Source organism: Amycolatopsis sp. NPDC000009, assembly GCF_055563465.1.
Genome location: NZ_JBVHDI010000035.1, coordinates 1 through 23,773, shown reverse-complemented (window position 1 = coordinate 23,773; position 23,773 = coordinate 1). Strand labels below are relative to the sequence as shown.

At 68.1% G+C, this 23,773-nt stretch carries 23 protein-coding genes; 12 read left to right on the top strand and 11 right to left on the bottom strand.

Features of this window, described 5'->3' with window-relative positions; all coding sequences use genetic code 11:
* Positions 1-28: 28 nt before the first annotated feature.
* Positions 29-1,009 (top strand): ArsR/SmtB family transcription factor, encoded by a 981-nt coding sequence (locus tag ACZ3HL_RS43610; RefSeq protein ID WP_465537789.1) that lies wholly within the window; start codon positions 29-31, stop codon positions 1,007-1,009.
* A 4-nt stretch (positions 1,010-1,013) separates the two neighbouring features.
* Here the strand turns inward: ACZ3HL_RS43610 and ACZ3HL_RS43605 are convergent, their stop codons facing one another.
* From ACZ3HL_RS43605 to ACZ3HL_RS43585, 5 genes are all read right to left on the bottom strand, one after another.
* Positions 1,014-1,316: a DUF1905 domain-containing protein gene (locus ACZ3HL_RS43605; RefSeq protein WP_378442664.1), complete on the bottom strand. Its 303-nt coding sequence runs from the start codon at positions 1,314-1,316 to the stop codon at positions 1,014-1,016.
* A gap of 238 nt (positions 1,317-1,554) precedes the next feature.
* Complete coding sequence (locus ACZ3HL_RS43600; protein WP_465537787.1) at positions 1,555-2,181, bottom strand: TetR/AcrR family transcriptional regulator; 627 nt, start codon at positions 2,179-2,181, stop codon at positions 1,555-1,557.
* A gap of 1 nt (position 2,182) precedes the next feature.
* Positions 2,183-3,391, bottom strand: a complete 1,209-nt coding sequence (locus ACZ3HL_RS43595) for an NAD(P)/FAD-dependent oxidoreductase (RefSeq protein ID WP_465537785.1) — start codon at positions 3,389-3,391, stop codon at positions 2,183-2,185.
* 2 nt (positions 3,392-3,393) lie between these two features.
* Positions 3,394-3,588 carry a ferredoxin gene (locus ACZ3HL_RS43590; RefSeq protein ID WP_125782839.1) on the bottom strand — a complete coding sequence of 65 codons (195 nt, stop codon included), beginning with the start codon at positions 3,586-3,588 and terminating at the stop codon, positions 3,394-3,396.
* A complete protein-coding gene (locus ACZ3HL_RS43585) occupies positions 3,585-4,985 on the bottom strand; it encodes a fatty acid desaturase (RefSeq protein WP_465411541.1) in 1,401 nt (466 codons plus the stop codon). Before ACZ3HL_RS43585 ends, ACZ3HL_RS43590 begins: the two co-directional genes overlap by 4 nt.
* 192 nt (positions 4,986-5,177) lie before the next feature.
* Here ACZ3HL_RS43585 and ACZ3HL_RS43580 point away from each other — a divergent pair, with 192 nt between their 5' ends.
* The 3 genes from ACZ3HL_RS43580 (at position 5,178) to ACZ3HL_RS43570 (ending at position 7,629) form a co-directional block, all read left to right on the top strand.
* On the top strand, positions 5,178-6,188 hold the full coding sequence (locus ACZ3HL_RS43580) for an SdiA-regulated/phytase-like domain-containing protein (protein WP_465537783.1): 1,011 nt from the start codon (positions 5,178-5,180) through the stop codon (positions 6,186-6,188).
* A 92-nt stretch (positions 6,189-6,280) separates the two neighbouring features.
* Entirely contained in the window at positions 6,281-7,177 is an 897-nt protein-coding gene (locus tag ACZ3HL_RS43575) for a hypothetical protein (RefSeq protein WP_465537781.1), read from the top strand.
* Entirely contained in the window at positions 7,174-7,629 is a 456-nt protein-coding gene (locus ACZ3HL_RS43570; RefSeq protein ID WP_465537780.1) for an ester cyclase, read from the top strand. Before ACZ3HL_RS43575 ends, ACZ3HL_RS43570 begins: the two co-directional genes overlap by 4 nt.
* A gap of 101 nt (positions 7,630-7,730) precedes the next feature.
* On the opposite strand, the gene katG is transcribed toward ACZ3HL_RS43570, so the two are convergent.
* The 4 genes from katG to ACZ3HL_RS43550 form a co-directional block, all read right to left on the bottom strand.
* Positions 7,731-9,965 (bottom strand): catalase/peroxidase HPI, encoded by a 2,235-nt coding sequence (gene katG, locus ACZ3HL_RS43565; RefSeq protein ID WP_465537778.1) that lies wholly within the window; start codon positions 9,963-9,965, stop codon positions 7,731-7,733.
* A 32-nt stretch (positions 9,966-9,997) separates the two neighbouring features.
* Positions 9,998-10,429: a Fur family transcriptional regulator gene (locus tag ACZ3HL_RS43560; RefSeq protein ID WP_465411546.1), complete on the bottom strand. Its 432-nt coding sequence runs from the start codon at positions 10,427-10,429 to the stop codon at positions 9,998-10,000.
* Positions 10,430-10,556: 127 nt separating this feature from the next.
* Positions 10,557-12,014 (bottom strand): 4-hydroxyphenylacetate 3-monooxygenase, oxygenase component, encoded by a 1,458-nt coding sequence (gene hpaB, locus ACZ3HL_RS43555; protein ID WP_465537776.1) that lies wholly within the window; start codon positions 12,012-12,014, stop codon positions 10,557-10,559.
* A 31-nt stretch (positions 12,015-12,045) separates the two neighbouring features.
* The gene (locus ACZ3HL_RS43550; RefSeq protein ID WP_465537774.1) at positions 12,046-12,576 is read right to left on the bottom strand and encodes a flavin reductase family protein; all 531 of its coding nucleotides are present in this window, start codon (positions 12,574-12,576) and stop codon (positions 12,046-12,048) included.
* 62 nt (positions 12,577-12,638) lie between these two features.
* Here ACZ3HL_RS43550 and ACZ3HL_RS43545 point away from each other — a divergent pair, with 62 nt between their 5' ends.
* Positions 12,639-13,328: an IclR family transcriptional regulator gene (locus ACZ3HL_RS43545; protein ID WP_465411549.1), complete on the top strand. Its 690-nt coding sequence runs from the start codon at positions 12,639-12,641 to the stop codon at positions 13,326-13,328.
* A 212-nt stretch (positions 13,329-13,540) separates the two neighbouring features.
* On the opposite strand, the gene ACZ3HL_RS43540 is transcribed toward ACZ3HL_RS43545, so the two are convergent.
* The gene (locus ACZ3HL_RS43540; protein WP_465537772.1) at positions 13,541-14,914 is read right to left on the bottom strand and encodes an MFS transporter; all 1,374 of its coding nucleotides are present in this window, start codon (positions 14,912-14,914) and stop codon (positions 13,541-13,543) included.
* Positions 14,915-15,063: 149 nt separating this feature from the next.
* On the opposite strand from ACZ3HL_RS43540, the gene ACZ3HL_RS43535 reads away from it, so the two are divergent.
* From ACZ3HL_RS43535 to ACZ3HL_RS43505, 7 genes are all read left to right on the top strand, one after another.
* Positions 15,064-16,545: a fumarylacetoacetate hydrolase family protein gene (locus ACZ3HL_RS43535; RefSeq protein WP_465537771.1), complete on the top strand. Its 1,482-nt coding sequence runs from the start codon at positions 15,064-15,066 to the stop codon at positions 16,543-16,545.
* Entirely contained in the window at positions 16,527-17,198 is a 672-nt protein-coding gene (locus tag ACZ3HL_RS43530) for a GntR family transcriptional regulator (RefSeq protein ID WP_465411552.1), read from the top strand. The genes ACZ3HL_RS43535 and ACZ3HL_RS43530 overlap by 19 nt, the downstream gene beginning before the upstream one ends.
* 13 nt (positions 17,199-17,211) lie before the next feature.
* Entirely contained in the window at positions 17,212-18,717 is a 1,506-nt protein-coding gene (hpaE, locus tag ACZ3HL_RS43525) for a 5-carboxymethyl-2-hydroxymuconate semialdehyde dehydrogenase (protein WP_465411553.1), read from the top strand.
* A gap of 32 nt (positions 18,718-18,749) precedes the next feature.
* Positions 18,750-19,844, top strand: a complete 1,095-nt coding sequence (gene hpaD, locus ACZ3HL_RS43520; RefSeq protein WP_465537769.1) for a 3,4-dihydroxyphenylacetate 2,3-dioxygenase — start codon at positions 18,750-18,752, stop codon at positions 19,842-19,844.
* 100 nt (positions 19,845-19,944) lie between these two features.
* Positions 19,945-20,730: a 2-oxo-hept-4-ene-1,7-dioate hydratase gene (gene hpaH / locus ACZ3HL_RS43515; RefSeq protein WP_465537767.1), complete on the top strand. Its 786-nt coding sequence runs from the start codon at positions 19,945-19,947 to the stop codon at positions 20,728-20,730.
* Positions 20,715-21,482, top strand: a complete 768-nt coding sequence (locus ACZ3HL_RS43510; RefSeq protein ID WP_465537765.1) for an HpcH/HpaI aldolase family protein — start codon at positions 20,715-20,717, stop codon at positions 21,480-21,482. The genes hpaH and ACZ3HL_RS43510 overlap by 16 nt, the downstream gene beginning before the upstream one ends.
* A gap of 9 nt (positions 21,483-21,491) precedes the next feature.
* Entirely contained in the window at positions 21,492-22,430 is a 939-nt protein-coding gene (locus tag ACZ3HL_RS43505) for a prenyltransferase/squalene oxidase repeat-containing protein (protein ID WP_465537763.1), read from the top strand.
* A 201-nt stretch (positions 22,431-22,631) separates the two neighbouring features.
* Here the strand turns inward: ACZ3HL_RS43505 and ACZ3HL_RS43500 are convergent.
* Positions 22,632-23,773: HNH endonuclease signature motif containing protein (locus ACZ3HL_RS43500; protein WP_465537761.1), on the bottom strand; the 1,142-nt coding region annotated here is incomplete at its 5' end.

The window sequence follows — 23,773 nt, the reverse complement described above, 5'->3', positions numbered from 1 at the left end:
ATTTAGCTCGTGCCTACATACTCGGACGATGCCGATGACCCTCGAACTCGGGGTGGCCGAACTGGCCGCGACCCGGTTCGCGATCTCGCCGCTGTCCGAAACCGTGGCCGGCGTGCAGCAGCTCGCCGGGATCGACCGGAACGCGGTCAACCTGCCGTGGCTTCGGTGGGCGCGCGAAGAACTCGATCGCGAGCCACTCGACCTTTCGCGGACCTGGCCGTTGCTCGTGACCGGCAGGCTCGGCTGGCCGGAGTTCCTCGTCCCCGCTCCCCGTGACTCAGGAGCCTCCCTCGACAACGACCTGGACGCGCTACGGCGGACCCCCGAAGCTCGGGTGCGAGCGAGTCTCGGCCGGATCTTCGGGGCAAGGCTTCCCAACAACGTCGCGGCACTCGCCGACGACCCCACGTCCGGTCTGCGAGAGATCGCCGACGAACTACGGGAAGCGCACGACCGCCTCGTCGCACCGCATTGGCCGCGGATCCGGGCGGTACTGGACGCCGATGTCGGGTACCACGCCCGTGCGCTGACCGCGGGCGGTGCCGAGCGGCTGTTCGCGGACCTGCATCCGGATCTGCGCTGGCACGACGACCGGGTGATTCTGGCCGGCGAGCGGTGGCGCGATCAGCATCGTGTCGTCGCGCGCGGGCCGGGTGGTCTCGTGCTGATACCGGTCGTCCTCGGGTCGGCGTATGTCCTGATCAAGGAGAACACCTCGACCCAGACCACGATCCGCTATCCGGCGCGAGGAACCGGCACCCTGTGGACCGCCGGAACCCGGTCGCCCGGATCCGCCACGGTCCGGCTGCTGGGCCGGACGCGGGCCGACCTCCTCTCGGCGCTGTCCTCCCCCGCGACCACGACCGATCTGGCCCGGGCGCTCGGCGTGACACCGAGCGCCGTTTCCCAGCACCTCAAGGTCCTGCGGGACAGCGGCCTGGTCGCACGGGAACGCTCCGGCCGCAGCGTTCTCTATCTCACGACACCGCTCGGTGAACGCCTGCTCTGACGGGTCAGAGGTCGATCAGCTCGACGGTCACCTTCGCCACATCACCCTCCTCGATCCCCTCGGCTTTACGGACCGCTTTCTTCACCGGCAGCACGTACGCGCCTCGTTTGGCGTCCGGGAAGATCGACGTCTTCCATTTGCTGCCACCGATACCGACCTGCACCCGGACCGCGCCGAACCCCCGGCGCGGTCCGTCGGTGATCTCGCGGATCTCCTCGGAGATGTCCTGGGGCAGGCTGACGAAGGTCCAGGTCTCCCCGCGGCGGGCGTCCCAGACCCAGAGCTCGGCATCGAACACGACGATCATCGGTGGAGCCTCGCACACGGGTCCGACAATTCCCGCGCCGTGACCCCTGTGCCTGTCCACAAGAGACAGCAGACGTGGTTGCAGCGCCCGATTTGCCCACTTTGTACGATCTTGCACTTGAGTCGTGAGTGGCAAAGAGGGTTAGAACGACCATTACCGGACTTCGGATACCGGCCGTCGCTGAAGGAATTGGGGCACTCGACGTCCCAATTCCTTCATCAACGCCAACCGGCGGGCCCTAATCCTGCGAAGGATGCCTCAGTGAGCGAGCCTTCGTTGCGCCCAGCAGACGCGAAGCCATCCACGCCAGCGCGTCGGCCGTGCGCGCCGGAGTGTCCGACGGCTGCATGACGTGGCTCAGCACGGTCCGGACGACGACGTCGATCGCCACATCGAGCTGCTCTGCGTCCAGCGGTGGGCAGTAGGCGCGGACACGGCCACGCAGCATGACCGTCGCTTCGCTCAGAAGGCTCCCGGCCCGCGACGTCAGCAGCGGCAGCAACTCGGTGTCGGCGCCGTGTGTCGCCGAAACGATGGCGCGCAGGAGGAGGTTGTCGTCGGCGAGTTCGAGGACGCCGCGGACGGCGTCGTGGATCGCCTCGACGAGGTCGTCGGGGTGCCGCTCGAACGCATCACGGACCACCGAGAGGAACCGGGCGAGCTCGTGCGAGATCATCGCTTCGGCCAGCCGGCTCTTCGAGCCGAGTTCGTTGTAGACCGTCTGACGGCTGACGCCGACGATCTCCGCGAGTTTGCTCATCGTCACCGAGGACCAGCCGGAACGCACGGTCAGCTCGATCGCCGCCGCGACGATCGGTTGACGGTACGGACCTCCCGTGACCGGCGCCTCACTCATGATCGTCATTCTAGGCGGCCGTTCCCGCTGCGAACGCCAGCGCCTCGGGCCACGGCGCCCGTCCCGCGATATGGCGGCGGTACTTCATGATCTCGCGCGGCCGGTCGATCGTCAGTGCCCCGACGACCCGGTCCCCGCGCCGGTACAGCGCGGTGAATCCGCCGGCCTCCGGGACGGCGGCCACCACCTCGTCCGCCCGCGGGGTGCCGACGAATTGGATCCGGTGGTCGTACCAGTCCGACCAGAAATACGGCACCGGCGCCAGCGCGCGGGCCGACTCCGGGTCGAGCGCGTGACGAGCGGCCGCGGCACCCTGCTCCGCGGCGTTCGTCCAGTGTTCCAGCCGCATCAGCTCGCCGTCGAACAACGGATTCGAGGCGTGCGCGACGTCCCCGGCGGCGTACACACCGGGGATCCCGGTCCAAAGCGTCGCATCGCACACCACACCACCGTCGTGCTCGTGCAGCGGGACGCCGCTCCCCGCCAGCCAGCCGGTGGCCGGAACGACGCCGATGCCGGTGACCACCAGATCCGCGGGCAGCACCTCACCGGTCGAGAGCCGGACGCCGGTCACCGCACGGCCGTCCGATTCCAGGCCGGTGACCGTCGTGGACAACCGCAGTTCCGTACCCGCGTCGCGGTGCAGTGAAGCGCACACCGCACCCGCCTCGGCCCCGACGGCACGGACGAGCGGGACGTCGAGCGCCTCGACGATCGTCGACGACAGCCCGCGTTTCCGGGCCGCGGCGGCGACCTCCGAGCCGATGAAACCCGCCCCGACAACGACCGTGCGCGCGCCGTCGTCGAGTGCGGCACGGACGGCGAGGGCGTCCTCGGCGGTCCGCAGCGGGTGAACCCCGGCGATCCCGTCGCTGCCGGGGAGCCGCCGCGCGGTGGCGCCGGTCGCGATCACCAGTGCGTCGTAGGGAACCGTCCTCCCGCCGACCGACACCTCGCGGGTGGCGGTGTCGAGGCCGTCCGCCGGCGCGCCCAGCAACAGCTCGACGCCGAACTCCTCGCGCAGCGCGGCCTCGGTGTGGAAGGGGTCGACCCGCCCGGGACCGTCTGCGGCCAGGAAGGACTTCGACAGCGGGAGCCGGTCGTAGGGCGGGTGCTCCTCCGCGCCGATCAGCACGATCCGTCCCCGGTACCCGTTCCGGCGCGCGGCCTCGACCGCCCGCAGACCGGCCAGCGACGCTCCCACGACGACCAGTGTCATGGTCAGTCCCGCAGCTTCAGGGCGAGGACCGGGCAGGCGTCGACGGCGGCCGACAGGTCCTGGCGGTATTCCTCACCGGGCCGCTCGTCGAGTACGACGACCGTCCCGTCGTCGCCCACCTCGAAGAAGTCGGGCGCCATCGCCTCGCACATGCCGAGCCCGTCGCATTTCGCGCGGTCCGCCTCGATCTTCATCATGCTCCGACCCTTCCCGGTGCCACGAAATCGACCTTCTCCCGCACCCCGCAGTCCGGACAGCACCACGAATCCGGGATCGCCGACCACGGGGTTCCGGCAGGGAAGCCCTCCCGCGGGTCGCCGAGTTCCTCGTCGTAGACGTAGCCGCAGCCCGGGCACATCCCGCCTTCGGTCGCGTCGCCGTGCGTGTCGGCGACGACCCGGGAGTGCGTGGTGACGCGCGTTCCGTAGCGCGCCAGGACCTTGGCCCGCTTCGACGGCTGGATGTTGGCGCGCGAGATGTCGCCGTCGAAATGCGCGAGGACCCGCGGATCCATCACGCGGCGCCACACCGGCGGGAACAGTGCCAGCACGATCATCCCGGCGTAGCCCGTCGGCAGAACCGGCGATTCCGCGAAATCACGCAGCGTCTGGTAGCGGCGGGTCGGGTTGGCGTGGTGATCACTGTGCCGTTGCAGGTGGTAGAGCAGCACGTTGGTGGCGATGTTGTTGGAGTTCCAGCTGTGGCTGGGATCCACCCGTTCGTAGCGGCGCCGGTTCGGCGGGCCGACCTTCTGCCGCCGCATGCCGTAGTGCTCCATGTAGTTCACGACCTCCAGCAGCGAGAAGCCGATCACGGCCTGGATCACCAGATACGGCAGGATCCCCGGCCCCAGCCACACTGTCATCGCGGCCCACAGCACCGCCGACATCAGCCAGGCGTTGAGCACGTCGTTGCCGATGCGGAACGGATGCCGGTCGCGGCGGGCGTACCGCTTGCGCTCCAGGCCCCACGCCGATTTCAGCGAGCCGAAGACCGTGCGCGGCCAGAACCGGTAGAAGCTCTCCCCCACGCGGCTGCTGGCCGGATCCTCCGGAGTCGCCACCCGGACGTGGTGGCCACGGTTGTGTTCGATGTAGAAGTGGCCGTAGAAGCTCTGCGCCAGCGCGATCTTCGACAGCCAGCGCTCGTGGCTCTCCTTCTTGTGCCCGAGTTCGTGCGCGGTGTTGATGCCGATACCGCCGATGCAGCCGATCGAGATGGCCAGCCCGATCTTGTCCGCCACCGAAAGATCGCCGCGGGCGATGAGCCAGAACGCGACCACGAAACCCGCGTACTGGATGGGCAGGAAGGCGAAGGTGATCCACCGGTAGTAGCGGTCCTGCTCCAGCCGTTCGATCACGTCGTCCGGCGGATTGCTGCGGTCCAGCCCGGCGAGCAGGTCGATCAGCGGCACGATCACCAGGATCACGATCGGCCCGATCCAGAACCACACCCCCCATCCGGTGGCCGCGTGCAGCCCGATGGCCAGGAAGGCGAGCGAGGGGACCACCAGTCCGATCAGCCAGAGATACCGCTTGCGGTCGGTCCACCGTTCGGTCGAGCCCGCCGGGATCGTGCCCGTCATCTCGCTCATCGCACCCTCCTCCGTTGGCTGGGTTTACAAAACTGTAGGTGATGTACACCGGGTTTGACAAGTGGACACTATTTGTAAATCCCGTGTTGCTTCATTTCGTGAGAATCTGGCGATATCTTGTATTCGTAAGGAAACTTACTTAACTTGTGTCCACACGCCGCGACCCACTTCGTCCGCCCCGAAGGAGCGCGAATGCCCCGAACACCCCGCCGGATCCGGCCCGCCGCCGCGGCCACCGTCGCCACCGCCCTGCTGGTCCTGCCCGCCACGACCGCCGCCGCGAGCACGGTGGCGAACAGCCCTTGGCCGGGCGCTTCGGCCGTCGCGAACGCCGACGGCTCGGACGTCCTCGGCGGCAACATGAGCGGCCTTTCGTTCGGTGGCCCGGACGTCCTCTGGGCGGTCAAGAACGGCCCCGGCACGCTGTACCGCCTCGTGCGCAACGGCTCGAAGTGGCAGCCGGACACCGCCAACGGCTGGTCGTCGGGCAAGCAGTTGCGCTACCGCGACGGCAAGGGCGACCCCGACGCCGAAGCCGTCGTCGCCACCCCGGACGGCGTGGTCGCGGCCACCGAACGCGACGGCGACAACAGCAAGACGAGCGCCCTCAAAGTGCTCCGGTACGACGTCTCCGGTTCGGCCAAGACCCTCAGCGCCAAGGCCGAATGGAACCTGACGGCGGACCTGCCGAAGGTTTCGGCGAACGACGGCCTCGAAGCCGTCTCGTGGATCCCGGACAGCGCCCTCACCGCCAAGGGGTTCGTGGACCAGCGCACGAAGGCGCCGTACAACCCGAGCAGCTATCCCGGCCACGGAACCGGCCTCTACCTCGTCGGCCTCGAAAGCAACGGGATGATCTACGCGTACGCGCTCGACCAGGCGGGCGGGAAGTACACCCGGGTCGCCAGTTTCGCGAGCGGGCTCGGCTCGATCATGGAACTCGAATACGAGGCTTCGACCGGCAAGCTGTGGGCGGTCTGCGACGACACCTGTGGCGGTGACTCGACGACACTGACCGTCGGCGCGCAGGGCAAGTTCGCCGTCACGGCCACCTACGACCGTCCGGCCGGAATGCCGGACTACAACAACGAAGGGTTCGCGATTTCGGCGACGTGCGCCTCCGGGAGCAAGCAGGTCGTCTGGGCCGACGACGGCAACGAAGACGGCCACGCGCTCCGTGCCGGCACCCTGTCCTGCGGCTGAACCGGTACTCCATTCCGGCGCGAATCCGTGCCGGAATGGAGTGCACCGATTCCAGCCTTTCTCCCGCCTGCTTCTTCAACTAGCTTGTCGGCATGAAATTCGCCTACTTCGCGATTCTTCCCGCATTGACCATTCCCCTGCTCCTGCCGTCCGCCGCACTGGCGGACGACGGCTGGCAGTCCATCGGCGCCGGTATGACGTCCGGCGCCAGCGGCATCGCCGTCCTCGACCGGGACGACGACCGGATCGACGCACTTGTCCTACGGGACAACAAGAAGCCCGGAGAGAATCGGGCGGTCCGGGTCCGCGTCGACCACGGCAAGGTGTCCAAGGTGGACTCCGTCGACTGGCCGGGCGAGCTCCCGGTCGATCTCGAAGCGGCGGAACCCGTGCCGGGGAAGAAAGGCGAATTCATCGCACTGTCCAGCGACGGCAAAGGCTTCCACTTCACACTGAAGGACCGGCGCCTGAAAGTCCTCGGCACTTTCCAGGTGCCGAAAGGCGACCCGGACGACAATTACGAGGGTTTCGCGCTGAAAAAGGTGAATGACCGCTTGTTCGCGGTCTGGGCGGACCGCGGCCAGGACGCCCGTCCGGCCACGCTCTACTCCGCGGAGTTCTCGGTCTCGAAGCTCTCCTTCAAGAAGCCGAAGTCGGTCCCGTTCCGGGTCACGTACCCGGCCACCCACGTCCGGCACACCTCGGACGTCGAGATCACCGCGGACGACCGCGTCCTGGTGTCGGCCGCCTCCGATCCCGGCGACGAAGGACCCTTCGATTCGGCCGTGTACGAGGCGGGCGCCCTCCGTTCCGACGGTTCGATCGCCCTCTTCCCCGTCCCGGTGAAGATCGGCGACTTCCCCGGCCACAAGATCGAGGCCATGACCTGCCTGTCACGCTCCTGCGGCAGCCTGCTCTACGGAACCGACGACGAGGCCGCGGGCGGTAGCCTCCGGATCGCGACCAGGAACGAACCGGAGGGCCAGTGATCAGCGAAGACCTGCGCGAACGCCGCCTCAAGATCATCGAAGAGCACATGGACACCGAGGTGGCCCACGAGTTCGACCGCACGCTGGGCACCTTCAACGGCCATCCGCGCTACGAGATCATGGCGACCGGGCAGATCTTCGACGGCGACGAAGAGGTCATGGCGTACTACCGCATGACCCGGACGGCGTTCCCGGACCAGCGGCACGACAACGTGCGGTACCACTTCGCCGACGAGTCGGTCATCGTCGAATTCGACCTGCTCGGCACCAATCTCGGCGAGTTCTACGGCCGCCCGCCCACCGGCAAGGCATTCCGGGTGCCGATCATCGCGGTCTTCTTCTTCGACGAGGACAGGATCACCAACGAGCGCATCTACTTCGACGCCGCCAGCCTGATCACCCAGGCCGGGCACGCCGAACTGCTGACCCTCCTGGCGTCCGGCGAGGCCTGAACCGACGCCGGCCGAGGCTCATCCCGGAACCAGGCATGCGGCACCGGTGAAAACGTCCGGGCCCGCCGCGGTCGCGACGGACCCGGACGTCCGAATCAGCTTCAGACCAGGTCGAACCGGTCGAGGTTCATGACCTTGTCCCACGCGGAGACGAAGTCACGGACGAACTTCTCCTTGGCGTCGTCGCTGGCGTAGACCTCCGCCACCGCGCGAAGCTCGGAGTTGGACCCGAACACGAGGTCGGCACGGGTACCGGTCCACTTCACCTCGCCGGTCGCGGAATCGCGGCCCTCGAAGGTCTCCGCGTCCTCCGACGTGGCGGTCCACTGGACCCCCATGTCGAGCAGGTTCACGAAGAAGTCGTTGGTCAGCGACCCCGGCTTCTCGGTGAACACGCCGTGCTTGGACTGCTGGGCGTTGGCGCCAAGGACACGCAGACCGCCGACGAGGACGGTCATCTCGGGCGCGCTCAGGTTCAGCAGGTTCGCGCGGTCGAGGAGCAGGTACTCCGTCGGGAGACGGTGTCCCTTGCCACGGTAGTTGCGGAACCCGTCGACGGTCGGCTCCAGCGGGGCGAACGACTCGGCGTCGGTCTGCTCCTCCGTCGCGTCGGTGCGGCCCGGGGTGAACGGCACGGTGACCTCGAAGCCGCCTTCCTTCGCGGCCTGCTCGACGGCGGCGACGCCGCCCAGCACGATCAGATCGGCGAGCGAGACCTTCTTGCCACCGGTCTGCGCGCCGTTGAACGCCTCCTGGACACCCTCGAGGGTCCGCAACACCTGGGACAGCGTCTGCGGGTCGTTGACCTCCCAGTCGCGCTGCGGCTCGAGGCGGATGCGGGCACCGTTCGCGCCACCGCGCTTGTCGCTGCCGCGGAAGGTCGAGGCCGACGCCCAAGCGGTGGAGACCAGCTGCGAGACCGAAAGGCCCGAAGCGAGCAGCTTCTCCTTGAGGGAGGCGATGTCCGCGTCGTCGATCAGCTCGTGGTCGACGGCGGGCACCGGGTCCTGCCAGATCAGCGTCTCCTGCGGCACCAGCGGGCCGAGGTAGCGCTGGATCGGGCCCATGTCACGGTGGGTCAGCTTGAACCAGGCGCGGGCGAAGGCGTCCGCGAACTGGTCCGGGTTCTCGTAGAACCGGCGCGAGATCTGCTCGTAGACCGGGTCGAAACGCAGCGCCAGGTCGGTGGTGAGCATGCCGGGCGCGCGGTTGAGCTTGCCGTCCTCGGGGTCCGGCACGGTGTTCTTCGCCTTGCCGTCCTTCGGAGTCCACTGGTGGGCGCCCGCCGGGCTCTTGGTCAGCTCCCACTCGTACTCGAAGAGGTTGTGGAAGAACCAGTTGCTCCACTGGGTCGGGGTCGGCGTCCAGGTGACCTCGAGACCACTGGTGATCGCGTCGCGGCCCTTGCCGCTGCCGAAGGTGTTCTTCCAGCCCAGGCCCTGCTCCTCGATCGAGGCGCCTTCGGGCTCGGGGCCGACGTACTTGTCCGGGTCGGCCGCGCCGTGCGTCTTGCCGAAGCTGTGGCCACCGGCGATCAGCGCGACGGTCTCCTCGTCGTTCATCGCCATCCGGCCGAAGGTCTCGCGGATGTCGCGTGCCGCGGCCAGCGGGTCCGGGTTGCCGTTCGGGCCTTCCGGGTTCACGTAGATGAGACCCATCTGCACGGCGGCGAGCGGGTTCTCCAGCTCACGGTCACCGGTGTAGCGCTCGTCGCCGAGCCACGTGCGCTCGGGACCCCAGTACACGTCCTCGTCCGGCTCCCAGACGTCCGCGCGGCCACCGGCGAAGCCGAAGGTCTTGAAACCCATGGTCTCCAGGGCGCGGTTGCCGGTGAAGATCATCAGGTCGGCCCACGAGATCTTGCGGCCGTACTTCTTCTTGACCGGCCAGAGCAGGCGGCGGGCCTTGTCCAGGTTGCCGTTGTCCGGCCAGCTGTTGAGCGGGGCGAACCGCTGCATGCCCGCGCCCGCGCCGCCGCGGCCGTCCTCGATGCGGTAGGTGCCCGCGCTGTGCCACGCCATGCGGATCATGAAGCCGCCGTAGTGGCCGAAGTCCGCGGGCCACCAGTCCTGCGACGTCGTGAGAACCGCGTCGACGTCCTTGGCGAGCTCGGTGAGGTCGACGGTCTTGAACTCGGCGGCGTAGTCGAACCCGGCGTCCATCGGGTCGGAAGCGGCCGAGTGCTTCCGGAGGATCTTCAGGTTGAGCTGGTTCGGCCACCAGTCGCGGTTGCCCGCGCCTTCGGTGGGGTGATTGCGGCGGCCCGACGAGACGGGGCAGCCGCCCGCGCTCTCTTCGTTCATTTCGCCGATGACGGCGTCCGGGCTGTCAGACACGGGAATCCTTCCGGGAATCAGAACTGCAGGGCTCAGGAACGGGGTTCATTGGCACAGTCGGGACACAGGCCCCAGTAGATGACCTCGGCCTCTTCGATCACGAAGCCTTGGTCGTTCGACGCGGTCAAACAGGGTGCGGGACCGACGGCGCAGTCGACGTCGGCGATGGCACCACAGGTCCGGCACACGACGTGGTGGTGGTTGTCCCCTACCCGGGACTCGTACCGTGCCACGGACCCCGACGGCTGGATCCGCCGCACGAGACCCGCGGCGGTCAGTGCCCGCAACACGTCGTAGATGGCCTGGTGAGAGACCTCGCCGAGTTCCGTACGCACGGCACCGATGATCGAGTCGGTGTCGGCGTGCGGGTGGTCGCGTACCGCTGTCAGCACGGCCACCCTGGGACGCGTCACGCGCAGGGAGGCCCCGCGCAGCATCCGCTCGAAGTCCGGGGTCGTGGGCACGGCCGCAGTCTGGCCCATTTTCTGGAATGAATCAAGTTCTTGGATCCCGGGCGTGTCCCCGCCCACGACGGCCTCGTGAGTGGCAAGGACGGTTCTAACCGTCCTTGCCACTCACGAGGAGACCGGGTCACTCGTCGCGCGCCAGCAGCTCCCGGACCCGTTCCTGCAGTGCCTCCCGCGGGTACGCGTTCACCTGGGCGCCCGCCATCCGCACCGGGTCGCCGAAGAAGAAGTACTCGTACAGCGACTCCCGCCCGGCGAAGCTCGAGACCGACGCGTCGAACGCCAGCTTGAACAGCCGCGCACGGTCCTTGGCGGGCAGCGTGGCCGACTGGAGGTACGTGTCGATGTCGGGACGTCCTTCGGCCTCGAAGTCCGCTTCGCCCGGCAGGGCCATGAGCCCGGAGGCGGAGAACTTGCGGATGATCTCGGTCAGCCGCGGCGACACCTTCGTGGGGTACCAGTTCCGGGCGGCGTTGAGGACTTCCCACTTGGGCAGGAAGACGCCGTCCTCGCTCGGTTTCCCGTCGGCCTCCGCCGCGCGCAGCACGGCCTTCTCGATCTCGACGTAGGAGATCAGCTCGGACAGGTCCTGCTGGATGTGCTGGAAGCCGCCGATGCCGATCGCGGCGGCGATCTCACTGGCGAGGCCGAGGTAGAACTCCGTCTTGGCCAGCGTGCGCGTGACGACCTGGTGGGTCATGAGCGCGCCGGCGCCGGTCTCGGAGTACCAGGCGTTGCACAGCTCCGGGTGTCCCAGCAGGAAGACCCGCTCGTTCGGGACGAACACGTCGTCGAACACCACGACCGCGTCCATTTCCTCGAACCGGGAGGCGAGCGGTTCGTCGAAACGCGAGCGACCGTGGTCGAGCCCGGCCCGACAGAAGTACTTGAGGCCGGGCGCGTCGTTCGGGACGGCGAAAGCGTACGAGTACGGCGCGTCCTCGGGAGTGCCGCGCAGGACCGTCGACGGGAACACCAGGAGTTCGTCCGCGATCGGCGCGATGGTGGCGAGCATCCGGGCGCCGCGGACGACGATCCCGTCTTCCCGTTCCTCGACCACCTTCGCCGACAGGTTGCCGCCGCCCTGCTGGCTGCCCGACACCGAACGGTTGACCTGCGGCGGAATCAGGGTGTGCGTCGCGAGGAGGTCGTTCTCGCGCGCCATCTCGTAGTACTTCGCGATGCGCTCGCCGTAGACGGGATCGGCCTGGGAAAAGAACTTCTTCGCGGTCGAGAGCGCGGTGAGCGACGAATTCATGTAATCGCCGGTGCGACCGAGGAAACCGTTGGAGTACTGGGCCCACACGGAGAAGGCGGCACGACGGCGCTTGAGGTCTTCCTCGCTGCGCGGCACCAGGAACGACGTTCCGACCCGCTCCCCCGTGGTCGGCGATTCGTAGGTCAGGACGTCACGGTGCGCCGGATCGTGCTGGAGGTCGAACAGCTTCGCATAGGTCAACGCGTTGTTGCGGAAAGCCGGGTGCTCGGCGACCTTCGAGGTCACCTTCTCGCCGTCGACGTACAACTCCGGCGTCATCGCGTTGAGCTTGTCGAGGTACTGCTGTCCGGTGCGGGCTCCCATGTCGTACTCCTTCTCGGGGTGGACGTCGTTGTCAGAACAGGGATTCGTGGCCTTGCGCGGATTCGTGGATGGTCGAGAACTGCCCGTCGACGAAGCCGAGCGCGTCACCCGAGCGGTAGTCGAACTCCCGCACCTCGCCGAGGAACAGGGTGTGGTCGCCACCGTCGTAGGCGGCCCATGGCGTGCAGTCGAACCAGCTCAGGACGCCGCCGAGCCGCGGCGCGTGCCCGCCTTCGACCCACGTCGGCGCTCCTTCGGGAGTCGGGCGGCCGGCGAAGTTCATCGCCAGTGCCTCCTGCTCGGCGCCGAGGACGTTGACCGCGAACGGGCGGCCGGCGAGCAGGTCGTGGCTTTTCACGGTGCGCTGGATCGAGACGAGCACGAGCGGCGGATCCATCGAGACCGCGGTGAAGGAGTTCACCGTCAGGCCGTGCCGTTTCGTGGCGGCGTCGAAGGTCACGACGGCCACTCCTGTCGCGAATCGGCCGAGACAGCCTCGGAAGAACTGCGCGGGTGGCCGGTACAGGCTCGAACCCGGCGGAAAACTGGTCTCACGTGACATCATCGTCTGCCTCTGTTCTATAATCGAACAGCCAGTTCAACTATCGAAATGGATCGTATACGATGATTTCGGAGTCCCGCAAGACCGCGAGCACGTCCCAGACGCTCAGCCGCGGCATCCGTGTCCTCGAAGTCCTTGCCGACGCCCAGGAACCGCTCAGTGTCGACCGGATCGCCGAACGACTCGGCGTGCACCGGTCGATCGCGTACCGGCTCATCCGCACCCTCGAAGAGCACGGTCTCCTCACCCGGGAACCCGCCGGGAAATACGAACTCGGCGCACGGCTGGCCGCACTCGCGGCGGGGATCAAACACGACTTGCAGGCGGCGGCCTTGCCCGAACTGACCGCGGTCGCGAACGAACTCGGCATGACGTGTTTCGTGGCGGTGATGGACCGTGAGGAATGCGTGACCCTGGTCAGCGTGGAACCCCGGCACGCCGTCGCGTCCGTCGCGCAGCGCCCGGGGTCCAGGCATCCGTTCACCGCGGGCGCTCCCGGCCGCGCGATTCTTTCCCAGCTACCGGAGGAGGACTGGCCGGAGGGGATCAAGGAAGTCACCGAACGCGGTTACGCGGACAGCCACGGCGAGGTGATCGAGAACCTCAGCTCGGTGGCCGTTCCGCTCCCCCTGCGCGGGCACGATCCCGCCGCGCTCGCGGTCGTCTACCTGTCCAGCACGCGCACCCCCGCCGAGCTCGCGGAGCGGCTCAAGGCGGCGGCGAAGGCCGTCCGTGACGCTCTCGGCGGGTGAGCGTCGCGGACAACCCGCGCTACTTGTTACCTGATTTGGTCTGTCCGTGAAGGCCTCCTTGAGGGACCCAGAGTCCCTCAAGGAGGCCTTCACGGACTTCACGGCCGGCCGCGGACGGCACGACTGTCTCGGTGTCACCAGGGATCACACCGGAGTGAAGGGCCCCTTCCCTACTCTCAGGGTAGGCAAGGAGGCCTTCACGGACGGCGGGATCACTTCGTGAAGCGCAGCGGGCTGACCGCCTGCTCGGCCTCGTGGTCCGGCCCGAGCGGGATTCCCGACCGGTCCCGCAGCAGCAAGGTGGCGATGAGGCCGATGACGGTCATCCCGCCCAGATAGACGGCCACGGACACCGAAGTCCCCGTCGCGTCGACCAGCGCGGTGGCGATCGTCGGCGCGAACGCGCCACCGAGAATCGCGCCGAGCGCGTACGAGATCGAAACGCCGGAGAAGCGGATCGACGCGGGGAACAGCTCCGCGTAGAACGCCGCCTGCGGGCCGTAGGTGAACCCGAGCCCGACGCTGAGGATGATCAGCCCCAGCGCCAGCAACACGATATTCCCGGTTTCCACCAAGGGAAAGAGCAGCGCGACGCCGGCGAGCTGCGCGATCCAGCCGACCACGTAGGTGCGCCGCCTGCCGATCCGGTCGGACACCGCGCCCGCGGCCCACGTCGAGAGCAGCCAGGTCGCCGCCGACGCCGTCACCGCCCACAGCACCGGGCCCCGTTCGAGGCCGAGCGGGCCCTTCGGGTTGGTCGCGTAGTTCTGGATGTAGCCCCCGGTGGTCATGTAGCCGACGGCGTTGTTGCCCGCGAACACCAGCGCGGCCACCAGAACGAGCACGGCGTGCTTGCGGAACAGCTGGACGATCGGGGTCCGGGTCTGCTCGCGGCGTTCGGCGATCTCGCGGAAGACCGGGCTCTCCTCGACCCTGCGCCGCACGTAGTGGCCGACGAGGATCAGCCCGACGCTGAGCAGGAACGGGATCCGCCAGCCCCAGTCCAGGAACGCCTGGCCGGGGACGAGCAGGCTGGTCAGCGCCAGGACTCCGGAGGCCAGCAACAGCCCGAGCGGGACACCGATCTGCGGCGAGGCGCCGAAGAGTCCCCTGCGCTTCGACGGCGCGTGCTCGACGGCCATCAGGACTGCGCCGCCCCATTCACCACCAGCCGAAACGCCCTGCAGGATCCGCAGCAGGATCAGCAGCACCGGCGCGAGGACACCGATCTGATCGAACGTCGGGAGCACGCCGATCAGCGTGGTCGCGGCGCCCATCAGGATCAGGGTGAGCACCAGGACCACCCGACGGCCGTACTTGTCGCCGAAATGTCCGGCGAGGAACGCCCCGAGCGGGCGGAACAGGAAGCTCACGCCCACCGTGGCGAAGGAGACGAGCGTGCTGTTGGCACCGAGGCCGGAGAAGAACAGCTTGCCGAAGACGAGACCGGCGGCGGACGCGTAAACGAAGAAGTCGTACCACTCGACCGTGGTTCCGACGACGGTCGCGAACGCGACCCGGCGCCGATCGGAAGACGGTGGAGCGGACCGGCCGGGCGTGCGTGCATCCTGCGCTGGATTCGACACCTTGACTCCTTTGACATAGGCCTGACGCGAGTGGCGGCCCGCAGGGATCCCCGGGCGAGGCGAAGGCCACTCGGTGACCGCCTTGCCACTGTGGCACGGAATCATATACGTTATTAGATACGAAGCAAGGGTCGAGGATTCAGGGGAACATGGGCACTTACGAGGCAGCATCGCCTTCCGGCCGCGCGTCCGGTCCGCTGGACACCCGGCCGGGCAAGATCATCGCCGTCCATCTCAGCTACGCGTCCCGCGCGGCGCAGCGCGGGCGGCGTCCGGCGAACCCGTCGTACTTCTTCAAACCGTCGAGCTCGATCGGCCAGTCTGGCGGCACGGTCGAACGTCCGGCAGGCACTGAACTGCTGGCCTTCGAAGGCGAGATCGCGCTGGTCATCGGCACCGCGGCCCGGTGGGTGAAACCGGACCAGGCGTGGGCCCACGTCGCCGCGGTCACCGCCGCCAACGACTTCGGCCTCTACGACCTGCGCGCCGCGGACAAGGGCTCCAACGTCCGGTCCAAGGGCGGCGACGGCTACACCCCGCTCGGCCCCGGCCTCATCGACGCGCGCGACGTCGACCCCTCGTCGTTGCGCGTCCGCACCTGGGTGAACGGCGACCTGGTGCAGGAGGACACCACGGCCGGGCTGCTGTTCCCGTTGCGGCAGTTCGTTTCCGACCTCTCCCAGCACTTCACCCTCGAACCGGGCGACGTCATCCTCACCGGCACTCCCGCCGGCTCGACGGTGGTCTCCCCCGGTGACGTCGTCGTGGTCGAAGTGGACGTCGCCGGCACCTCCCTCAGCAGCGGGCGGCTCCACACCACCGTCACCCAGGGCATCCGGTCCTTTTCGGACATCGGCAGCCTGCCGGAAGCCGACGACAAGCAGCGCGCCGAGGCCTGGGGCACGCCCGTCGAACAGGTCGAAGCGGACACTCCCGCACTCAGTGAAGGACTTCGCGCCAAGCTGCTGCGCGCACCGGTCGCGGGCTTGTCCGCCCAGCTGCGCAAACGCGGGCTGAACAACGTCGCGATCGACGGCGTGCGCCCCAATCTGCCCGGTTCGAAGGTCGTCGGCACGGCGAGGACCTTGCGCTTCGTCCCGAACCGCGAGGATCTGTTCAAGTCCCACGGCGGCGGTTACAACGCGCAGAAGCGCCTCTTCGACTCGGTCGGCGCCGGCGAGGTGATCGTCATCGAAGCCCGCGGTGACAAGGGTTCCGGCACGCTCGGCGACATCCTGGCCTTGCGGGCGCGTTACCTCGGCGCGGCAGGCGTGATCACCGACGGCGGGGTCCGCGACTTCGAGGCCGTCGCCGCGACCGGTCTCCCGGTGTTCTCGCAAGGCCCCCATCCGGCGGTCCTCGGGCGCAAGCACGTCCCGTGGGACACCGACGTCGCGGTCGCCTGCGGCGGGGCCACCGTGCTGCCCGGCGACATCATCGTCGGTGACGACGACGGCGTGGTCGTCATCCCGCCGTCGCTGGCCGAAGAGATCGTCGACGCGGCGCTCGTCCAGGAGGACGAAGACGCTTGGATCGCCGAGCAGGTCGGACAGGGCCGCCCGATCGAGGGGCTCTTCCCGCTGAACCCGTTGTGGCGGGAAAGGTATGAGGCATGGCAGAAGAAGCAGTGAAGACGACCAGCAAATCCGAACTCGCCTACGAGTGGCTGCGTGAGCGGATCGCCCGGCACGAGTACGGACCCGGCTACCGGCTGGTGCTCGCCGAGATCGCCGGCGCGCTCGACATGAGCGTCGTCCCGGTGCGCGAGGCGATCCGGCGGCTGGAGGCCGAACGGCTGGTGACCTTCGAGCGCAACGTCGGCGCGCGCGTGGCGATGGTGGACCAGAACGAGTACGTCCACGCGATGCAGACCCTCGGCGTCGTCGAAGGTGTCGCCACCGCGCTGTCCGCGCCGCAACTGTCCGAAGAGAACATCGCGCGGGCACGACGGGTGAACGAGCGCATGATCGCGCTGCTGGACCACTTCGACGCGCACGAGTTCACCGCGCTGAACCAGCAGTTCCACTCGCTGCTCTTCGCATGCTGCCCGAATCCGCAGATCCTCGATCTCGTGCACCAGGGCTGGACCCGGCTGTCCGGACTGCGCGACTCCACGTTCGCGTTCGTCCCCGACCGCGCGCACCGGTCGGTCGAGGAACACGAAGAGATCCTCCGGCTGATCATCGAGAAGGCCGACCCGCTCGACATCGAATTCGCCGCGCGCAATCACCGCTGGGCCACCATGCAGGCCTTTTTGGACGCTCGAGAGCGCGCGAACCGCTGACTGAGGAGGAATCTTGACCAGCACGACTCCCCGGCCGATCCCGGACGGTGTCCCGGAGCGGATCCGGCACTACATCGGCGGCGAACTCGCCGATTCGGCCGACGGCGCCGTCTTCGACGTGCTCGACCCGGTCACCAACGAGGTCTACGTCCAGGCCGCCGCGGGGAAGAAGGCCGACATCGACCGCGCCGTCGCCGCCGCGCGCAAGGCGTTCACCGAGGGGCCTTGGCCGAAGCTGCTGCCGCGCGAGCGCTCGCGCGTGCTGAACCGCATCGCCGATCTCGTCGAGTCGCGGGACAAGCGGCTGGCCGCGCTGGAGAGCTTCGACTCGGGTCTGCCGATCTCGCAGGCGCTGGGCCAGGCGCGCCGGGCGGCGGAGAACTTCCGGTTCTTCGCCGACCTGATCGTCGCGCAGGCCGACGACACGTACAAGGTGCCGGGCCGCCAGATCAATTACGTCAACCGCAAGCCGATCGGCGTCGCCGGCCTGATCACGCCGTGGAACACGCCGTTCATGCTGGAGTCGTGGAAGCTCGCGCCCGCGCTCGCGACCGGCAACACCGTCGTCCTCAAGCCCGCGGAGTTCACCCCGCTTTCCGCTTCGCTGTGGGCGGAGATCTTCGAGGAGGCCGGGCTGCCGCCGGGCGTGTTCAACCTCGTCAACGGCTTCGGTGAGGACGCCGGCGACGCGCTGGTGAAGCATCCGGACGTCCCGCTGATCTCGTTCACCGGCGAGAGCGGCACCGGGAGCCTGATCTTCGGCAACGCCGCGCCGTTCCTCAAAGGACTGTCGATGGAACTGGGCGGCAAGTCGCCCGCCATCGTCTTCGCCGACGCCGATCTGGAGACCGCGATCGACGCGACGATCTTCGGCGTGTTCTCCCTCAACGGCGAACGCTGCACGGCGGGCAGTCGGATCCTGGTCGAGCGCGCGATCTACGACGAGTTCGTCGAGCGTTACGCCGCGCAGGCCAAGCGGGTCAAGGTGGGTGACCCGAGCGACCCCGCGACCGAGGTCGGCGCCCTGGTGCACCCCGAGCACTACGACAAGGTCATGAAGTACATCGAGATCGGCAAGACCGAGGCCACGCTGGTCGCCGGCGGCGGCCGCCCGGACGGCTTCCCGACCGGGAACTACGTGGCACCGACGGTATTCGCCGACGTCAAACCGGACGCCCGGATCTTCCAGGAGGAGATCTTCGGCCCGGTCGTAGCGATCACGCCGTTCGACAGCGAAGAAGAGGCGCTCGAACTCGCGAACAACACGAAGTACGGCCTCGCGGCCTACGTCTGGACCAACGATCTCAAGCGGGCGCACAACTTCGCGCAGTCCGTCGAGGCGGGCATGGTCTGGCTCAACTCGAACAACGTCCGCGATCTGCGCACGCCCTTCGGTGGGGTGAAGGCGTCCGGGCTGGGGCACGAGGGCGGCTACCGCTCGATCGATTTCTACACCGACCAGCAGGCGGTGCACATCAATCTCGGCGAGGTGCACAACCCCGCCTTCGGCAAGGGCTGACCCTCACTCCACCGTCCACGAAGGATGACGCAATGAAGCCGATCCCCACCCCGAAATCGCCGCCGCCGGACGTCCTGCGTTGCGCGTACATGGAACTCGTCGTCACCGATCTGGCGCGTTCGCGCGCGTTCTACGCCGACGTCCTCGGCCTGACGGTGACCGAGGAGGACGAGACCACGGTCAGTCTCCGCACGATCGACGAGTTCATCCACCACAACCTCGTGCTGCGCCAGGGGCCGGTCGCGGCGGTCGCGGCGTTCTCGTACCGGGTGCGGTCACCGGAGGATCTGGACAAGGCCGTCGCGTTCTACACGGAGCTGGGCTGCCGCGTCGAACGCCGTGCGGACGGCTACACCAAGGGCATCGGCGACTCGGTGCGCGTGCAGGATCCCCTCGGCTTCCCGCTCGAGTTCTTCCACGACGTCCAGCACGTCGACAGGCTCAGCTGGCGCTACGACCTGCACGTCCCGGGCGCGCTGGTCCGGCTCGACCACTTCAACCAGGTCACGCCGGACGTCCCGCTCGCGGTCAAGCACATGGAAGACCTCAACTTCCGGGTCACCGAAGACATCCAGGACGACCAGGGCGTCACGTACGCGGCCTGGATGCGCCGCAAGCCGACCGTGCACGACACCGCGATGACCGGCGGCGACGGGCCGCGGATGCACCACGTCGCCTTCGCCACGCACGAGAAACACAACATCCTGTCCATTTGCGACAAACTCGGCTCGCTGCGGATGTCGGACCACATCGAACGCGGCCCCGGCAGGCATGGCGTCTCGAACGCGTTCTACCTGTACCTGCGTGACCCGGACGGGCACCGCGTCGAGATCTACACGCAGGACTACTACACCGGCGACCCGGACAACCCGGTCGTGACCTGGGACGTGCACGACAACCAGCGCCGCGACTGGTGGGGCACGCCGGTGGTCCCGTCCTGGTACACCGACGCCTCGCTCGTGCTCGACCTCGACGGCAAGCCGCAGCCGGTGGCCGCGAGAACCGAGGACAGCGAACTGGAGGTCACCATCGGCGCCGACGGCTTCTCCTACACCCGCAAGGGTGACGACGAAGGCGAACTGCCGGCGTGGAAACAGGGCGAGTACAAACTCGGCAACCAGCTCTGAGTGCCGGTTGGCGGAGCTGCGGATGTATCTGAAAGGCGACCGAACGCGTGAACCCGCTCGATCGCAGTGACGGGTCACCAGCAGACGATAGGGCGGGGACATGCTCGAACAGGAAACGATCACCGCGATCGCCGACGAACTGGCGGCCGCTGAGGAGGCACGGGAGACGATCCCGCTGCTGACGACCCGCTATCCGGACATGACCGTCGAGGACTCGTACGCCGTGCAGAACGAATGGCGGCGCCGGGGAATCGCGGCGGGACGACGTCCGGTCGGCCGAAAGATCGGGCTCACCTCGAAGGTCATGCAGGCCGCGACCGGGATCACCGAACCCGACTACGGCGCCATCTTCGCGGACATGGTGTTCGAGAACGGTTCCGTGATCGAGCACAGCCGGTTCTCGAACGTACGCATCGAAGTCGAGCTGGCCTTCGTCCTTCGTGACTCCCTCTCGGGGCCGGACGCCACGGTGTTCGACGTGCTGCGGGCGACCGAGTACGTGGTGCCCGCGCTGGAGATCCTGTCGTCGCGGATCGAGATGGCGGGCCGGACCATCGTCGACACGATCAGCGACAACGCGGCCATGGGCGGGATGGTCTACGGCGGCAACCCGGTCGCCGTGGACGCCGTGGATCTGCGGTGGGTTTCGGCGCTGTTGTACCGCAACGAGACCATCGAGGAATCCGGCGTCGCCGCCGCGGTGCTGAACCATCCCGCGAACGGCGTCGCCTGGCTGGCGAACAAACTCGCCCAGCACGGTGACAAGCTCGACCCGGGCGACATCGTGCTGGCCGGATCGTTCACCCGGCCGATGTGGGTGCACGCCGGCGACACCGTGACCGCCGACTACCGGGATCTGGGGGCGATCACATGCCGCTTCGTCTAGATCCGCCGTTCCGGGATCAGCTGGGCGAGCGGCCGCGGATCGGCATGTGGGTCACGTCGGGCAGCCCCGTCGTCGCCGAGATCTGCGCGGGCTCCGGGCTCGACTGGCTGCTCGTCGACACCGAGCACTCCCCCGCCGGGCTCGAAACGGTGCAGTCGTTGCTGCAGACGATCGCCGCGTATCCCATCACGCCGATGGTGCGCGCTCCGTCCGGCGACGCGGTCGCGTTGAAGCAGTTGCTCGACCTGGGCGCGCAGAACCTGCTGGTGCCCATGGTCGACAGCGCGGAGGAGGCGGAAGCCGTGGTGCGGGCCGTCCGCTATCCGCCGCGCGGCGTGCGCGGTGTCGGCAGCGCCCTGTCGCGGTCGGCGCGCTGGAACCGGGTCGAGGACTACCTCGCGAAGGCCGAGGAGTTCACGTCGCTGTTCGTCCAGATCGAGTCGACGGCGGGAGTCTCGGCGGCGGCCGAAATAGCTGCTGTCGACGGCGTCGACGGGGTGTTCGTCGGACCGTCCGATCTGGCGGCCTCGATGGGGCTGCTCGGCAAGCAGACGCACCCCGACGTCACCGCGGCCGTCTTGAGCACCTTCGAGGCGGTCCGTTCTCGGGGAAAACCTGTCGGCGTCAACGCGTTCGACCCTGCGCAGGCTCAGCGCTATCTCGACGCCGGCGCTTCCTTCGTGCTGGTCGGCGCCGATGTCACCCTCCTCGTACAAGGCTCGGAGGCGCTCGCGCGGCGGCATCAGGCTTAAGGTCTTGGCATGCTCCAGTGGCTACTCGACTCCGACCCCGCTCTGCGCTGGCAGGTGGAGCGCGACCTCGCGCACGAGCCGCCCGAGGTCTGGGAGGCGACGCGGGCGCGGATCGCGACCGAAGGTTTCGGAGCGCGTCTGCTCGCCCACCAGGACCCGGACGGCCAGTGGGCGGGCGGAGCGTTCTTTCCCACAGGGTTCACCGGTGCGGAAGGCGAGCAGCCCTGGACCGCGACGACGTGGTCGCTGAACACCCTGCGCGAGTGGGGTATGGACGCCGAGGTCCTCTCCGGGACGGCCGAACTCCTCGCTCGGAACAGCCGGTGGGAGTACGACGATCTCCCGTACTGGGGTGGCGAGGTCGACTGCTGCATCAACGCGTGGACCCTCGCGAACGGCCTGTGGCTCGGCGCCGACGTCGCCCCGCTCGTCTCGTGGTTCTCGGAGCATCAGCAACCCGACGGTGGCTGGAACTGCGAGTGGGTCTCGGGTTCCCGGCGCTCATCGGTGCACTCGACGCTGAACTCGCTCAAGGGCCTGCTCTCCTTCGAGACCGCAACCGGTGGCACCCCGGCTTCGCGGGCCGCGCGGCGCTCGGGTGAGGAGTATCTGCTGGAGCGAGGCCTGTTCCGGCGGCTGTCGACCGGTGCGGAGATCGCGCCGTGGATCACCGTCTTCGCGTATCCGTTCCGCTGGTTCTACGACGTGCTGAACGCGGCCGACTACTTCCGCGAGGCGTCGCTGTACGACGGCACCGCACCGGATCCGCGAATGGCCGAAGCCGTCGAACGCCTCCGTGCCGCACGGCAGCCGGACGGGACTTGGCTCCAGGCCCACCGGCACGCCGGAGAGGTGTGGTTCGAGGTCGACGTCGCGGCGGGTGAGCCTTCGAAGTGGCTGACGCTGTACGGCACTCGGGTGCTGAACTGGTGGGATTCCGCGGCGTAGGTCGGAGTTCGTGGGTTTGGTGGCCGACTGAGGTTGCTTCTGGGTTTGGCCGCGGCCGGCCGCCGCTCCGACCAGGCGGGAGCTTCACAGCATCGATGATCGCCAGCATCCTCAGCGATTCGGGTTGGAAGACGCATGCCGTTCTGCCCGTGGGCATGCCGAAGGGCCCGTCGCCGGGTGGCTGGCGGGCTCCTCGGGGGTTCAGCGGTGGTGCAGGGTGTTGCGCCGGGGTTGTCGGAGCGGATCCCGGTACTGAGGTGGGATGAACTCCGGTAACCCGTCGGCCGCCATCCGTACTTCCCAGTCACCGTGATGAATCAACCGATGGTGGAAACCGCACAGCAGCACCAGATTCCGAAGATCCGTCGGCCCGCCGTCTGCCCAGTGCTCAATATGATGAGCGTGACAGTTCTTCGGCTTCCGATGACATCCGGGGAACGCGCAGCCGCCGTCGCGGATGTTGAGTGCCCGTCTCTGGCCCGGTGTGACGAACCGTCTCAGGCGTCCCATGTCCAACGGTTCACCCGAGGCGCTCATGACGACGGGGAGCATCAGGCAGTCGCAGGCGGCGAGCCGGGCTTCCCGAGCGGTCATCGTCCCGACGAAGTCCAGGCACGCGGTCCCGAGGCCGGATTTGAGTTCCTCCAGGCCGATGGTCACGTGCACGAGGGTGCGGTAGCCGCTGGTGCCCGGCTGGTCGGGGCAGGCGATCGCCAGATCGAGGAGGTCGACCCAGGCATCGCCCATGCGTTCACACTTCATCCGCAGATCCGCCTGCCCGAACTCGTCCACCGGGCGCGGTTGGGCATACGCCTCCAACGCCGCCGCCGTCCGGGCCCCGGTCTCGTCATCGAGCAGACCCGTCAGCTTCCAGAACCCGTCCCTGCGGCGCTCCAGCGTGATCTCGCGGCGCGGTTCCTTCGGCTCGGGGTCTTTCGGTTCCTTGCCGTCGGGGTCCAGCCAGCCCAGCAGGTTCGCCTCGGCGTCCACCAACTGCTGCGGACCCGCCTCCCGGGCAAGGTTCGCGAGGATCTTCTCCGCGACCGCCTTGTCTTCGGCGGAGGTGTCGGCGGGGAGTCTTTTCAAGATCTCCAGGATCTGATCGATCCGCTCATCCCCGACCAACCCCTCGGCGGCGACCGCAGCCGTCGCGGGAGCGATCGGCGGAACCTCCGTGCCATCCAAAGCCCGCGTCGGGTTCAACGCGAGGGCACGGTTCACCACCGCACGCGCCTCACCCACCGACAACCCCGCCATATCCGCGAACCACTTATCCGTACGACCATACCCATACAAGTCTTTGGGGCCCCGATTCTCGATCTCCGCCAAAAACTGCCCCAAAC